The organism is Paraburkholderia sp. BR10954, assembly GCF_040965775.1.
GTDB lineage: Bacteria > Pseudomonadota > Gammaproteobacteria > Burkholderiales > Burkholderiaceae > Paraburkholderia > Paraburkholderia youngii.
In genome coordinates this window covers 1-3,484 of sequence record NZ_JBFRCK010000128.1, presented here as the reverse complement: position 1 = coordinate 3,484, position 3,484 = coordinate 1, and the positions used below count along the sequence as shown (strand labels likewise).

General features: G+C 57.3%; 4 protein-coding genes and 1 pseudogene. 3 read left to right on the top strand and 2 right to left on the bottom strand.

The window, feature by feature from the left end; all coding sequences use genetic code 11:
• Positions 1–217: 217 nt before the first annotated feature.
• Positions 218–361 (bottom strand): annotated as a pseudogene (locus AB4Y34_RS41170) (transposase); the annotation flags it as partial.
• Positions 362–485: 124 nt separating this feature from the next.
• Between AB4Y34_RS41170 and AB4Y34_RS41165 the strand changes: the two are divergent.
• From AB4Y34_RS41165 to AB4Y34_RS41155, 3 genes are read left to right on the top strand one after another with little or no spacing between them, the layout of a single operon-like run.
• Positions 486–1,718, top strand: coding sequence for a site-specific integrase (locus AB4Y34_RS41165; RefSeq protein ID WP_176370126.1), 1,233 nt, complete (start codon positions 486–488; stop codon positions 1,716–1,718).
• Positions 1,715–2,662 carry a tyrosine-type recombinase/integrase gene (locus AB4Y34_RS41160; protein ID WP_176370125.1) on the top strand — a complete coding sequence of 316 codons (948 nt, stop codon included), beginning with the start codon at positions 1,715–1,717 and terminating at the stop codon, positions 2,660–2,662. The genes AB4Y34_RS41165 and AB4Y34_RS41160 overlap by 4 nt, the downstream gene beginning before the upstream one ends.
• The gene (locus AB4Y34_RS41155) at positions 2,659–2,889 is read left to right on the top strand and encodes a hypothetical protein (RefSeq protein ID WP_255215387.1); all 231 of its coding nucleotides are present in this window, start codon (positions 2,659–2,661) and stop codon (positions 2,887–2,889) included. The genes AB4Y34_RS41160 and AB4Y34_RS41155 overlap by 4 nt, the downstream gene beginning before the upstream one ends.
• Before the next feature lie 499 nt (positions 2,890–3,388).
• On the opposite strand, the gene AB4Y34_RS41150 is transcribed toward AB4Y34_RS41155, so the two are convergent.
• Positions 3,389–3,484, bottom strand: a 96-nt coding sequence (locus AB4Y34_RS41150) for a DUF6429 family protein (protein WP_368719058.1), incomplete at its 5' end; no start/stop codon positions are given.

Sequence of the window (3,484 nt, the reverse complement as noted above, 5' to 3'; positions counted from 1 at the left end):
TGATCCTCAGGAAGCTGAGGCTTTTTTACGCCGCTGTTCTGGCCGCTTTGCTCAACCGCTCAATCGCTGTCGAATACCAGCCGTGAGGGCAAGCGCCGTCCAAAACGAATTATTCAGACCCGACTAAGTAGCTGTTGACAGGCGAAAAGTTTACAAATCGCGCTGTCCATGGACAAGGGACGGTCGCGTGGCTATGGACAGCACCCTGTCAACTCGGGTATGGATCGATACCATTGGCCTTGCATGTTTCAACGAGACTAAAGAGATTTGCGCTGGCGTGTGCGCCGGCAACCGTATCTGCGAACAGGAAGCCATTGCGTGCAACGACAAACGGGCGAATGGAATTTTCACAGAAATTATGCCGACTCCCCGATTATGCCGCGTCATGCATGCGCGTGGCGGTGGGTATGGCCTTTCATGATCGCTGTGTCGGCATAAACGTATGATTTCTCAGGCTGGCTATCGCGCTGGCCAGGAGAGATCAGATGAATGCGACACGCACAGTCAGCGAATCCGGCGGGCTGCCGGCCCATCACATCGATGCATTTCTTGATCGTCTACGGACGGCACACTACTCCGAGATATCGCTTCGCAAGAAACGAAGAGTCCTGTGTGCGTTCTCTGGGTGGATGGAGAACAGAAACATCGACCTGATTGATCTCGATGAGTCTGTCACGGCTCGTTTTATGAAGCGCATGATCGGCGAATCACGAGACCGCGTCCAGCGCGCGCGGCCCACATTACGGCAGTTTCTCGCCTATCTGCGCGCCGAAGCCATTGTGTGTTCGCCGACATTGGGCGGCCAGTCCGCGATCGCGCACATTTATCGCCGATACCTGGACCATCTGAGGCAGGATCGTGGACTCGCGAAGAACTCTCTGCTCGTCTACGGCCCGTTCATTCGCGACTTTCTCGACAGCCATTCGGCCGGCGACGGAAGTTTATTGCCAGATGCATTTGACGCGGTAACGATCCGGAATCATCTTCTTGCCCGCAGCAAAGGTCGATCGGCGGAGTACACGCGGCTGATGGCAGTTGCGCTTCGCTCGTTCTGCCATTTCCTCTTTCTGCGTGGCGATACAGCCCGAGACCTGTATGAGTCAGTGCCCTCGGTTCGTAAGTGGCGACAGTCGACTGTGCCGACGTTCCTCACGCATGAGCAGCAGGAAGCTCTCATTGCATCTGCAGACCGGTCGACTCCGACTGGGCGCCGTGACTATGCAATCCTGCTGTTGTTGGCGCGGCTCGGCTTACGTGCCGGAGAAATCGTTGCAATCGAGCTCGACGACATTCACTGGCGTTCGGGGGAGCTCGTCGTTCATGGCAAGGGGCAGATGGTCAAGCACGTCCCGCTGCCATCGGAGGTCGGAGAAGCAATCGCAACATATCTCCGCGATGGTCGCGGAGCGAGTGCATCGCGGCGCGTCTTCCTTCGCAGATTGGCACCTCGGGTTGGTTTGGCGGGGCCGGCGGCGATTGGCAAGATTGTTTGTCAGGCCTTCGCACGTGCCGGTTTCCGCCCCGCGTGCCCGGGCGCCGCACATCTGTTCCGTCACGGTCTGGCGACGACGATGATTCGCCACGGGGCCTCGATGGCAGAAATAGCCGAGGTCTTGCGGCACCGCTCACCGGACAGTACCGCGATCTATGCAAAGGTCGCGTTTGAGGACCTGCGCGAGGTCGCGCGCTCGTGGCCCACGGCTGGAGGTCCAATATGACTGCGATCCGCGATTCTCTCGCTCGGTACGTGGCGGTCCGCCGCGCTCTCGGGGCGTCATTCTACGAACCTGCATTGGCACTCGGCCATTTCGTTGATCTTCTGGAACATGAAGATGCTGAGTTCATTACTGCCGATCTGGCTCTGCGCTGGGCGATGACGTCCACACTCGTCGAACGCGCCACTTGGGGGCGGCGCCTCTCTCAAGTGAGAGGATTCGCCAGATGGATGAACGTCATTGACGGTCGAAACCAGATTCCTCCGGCAGGGCTCCTGAGTGCCCGCAGACGGCGCAATGCCCCGCACATTTACACTGAGCAGGAAATTGATCTGCTTATGACCCGAGCAGCTCAACTGCAATCCCGAACCGGCATGCGAGCACTGACGTATTCGACGCTCATAGGGCTTCTTGTAGCGACGGGCCTCAGGCCAGGCGAAGCGTTTCGGCTCGACCGGTCCGACGTTGACCTCGTCAGCGGGATACTCTCCATCCGGGAATCCAAGCTCGGCAAATCGCGGTGTGTTCCTGTAGCAGAGTCGACCCGGGTGGCACTCGAACACTACGTCCAGAAACGCGATCAACTCTGTCCTTTACGATTGAGCGAGGCGTTCCTGGTTAGTGAGCGCGGCAAGCGATTGAATGCCGGCACCGCACGAAGTATGTTCGTCAGAATGTCGCGCGCTGTCGGTCTGCGATCGGCTACAGAGGATGGGCGCGATGGTTACGGCCCACGCCTCCAAGACTTCCGGCATAGCTTCGCGACTGGACGACTGGTCGAGTGGTATCGTGCCGGTCGCGACGTAAGTCGGGAATTGCCGAAACTTGCCGCCTACCTCGGGCATGTCAACGTCGGTCTTACGTACTGGTACATCGAAGCGGTTCCTGAGTTGCTCGAACTCGCGGCAGCCTATCTCGACAAGAACTGTCCAGGAGAACAGCCGTGAGCGCCGCCAGTCTCGCATCCCTCGTTCAGCGTTTTTTTAGCCAGCGTCTGCTCGATCAGCAACGTCTGAGTTCGCATACGGTGGCAAGTTACCGTGACACGTTCCGGCTGCTTCTAGCGTTTGCCACGAAGCGTATCGGGCGCACGCCGTCAAAGCTGCGAATCGAGGACTTCGACGTGTCGTTGATCGAGGAATTCCTACAGCACCTCGAACACGGCAGCCATTGAAAAACATACAGCGATAGAAATAATGGCGAGCCTCGACCCAAATACGCGAGCAAAGCTTTCGGCTCCATATGGTCGGGCCAACCATTGTTCGATGAACCTATGATACTTCCGCAGATACGTCGTCGACATGCAGAACTCTCTTTGTTGGGACTGTGTTATGTGGGCATGACGAAAGACTTAGCCGCATCCCGCCTATCAAGATCGGAGACACGTCCCAGTTTCCAAAAGCCGGGACGAATGAAGGATTGTCGACGATTCGCGTAGTTGTGTCGAACGGCCGGTTGTGGCCGCACTGGGTCCCACAACTGGGCACGCCGCTCGCCCCGGCTGCATCTCGTGCAATAGGCATAACCGACCCCGAGGGGACATTGCCATCTCTCGACACCGGACGTTCAACCTTCGAGATCAGCTGACGTCGTGCAATCTTTTTTTTTTGCGTTAGGCCGTACGATCAGTTGATGGCTCAGTATCTAGTGTCGTGAGTTAGAAGTTCGTTGAATCAATTTCCCGGTCTTTCTGGAATGACGAAATGCTGTTTAAAGAGCCGCTCGGACTCACGCAGTCCTTCTTCGGTAAAGATCACAGACTTCGTCCT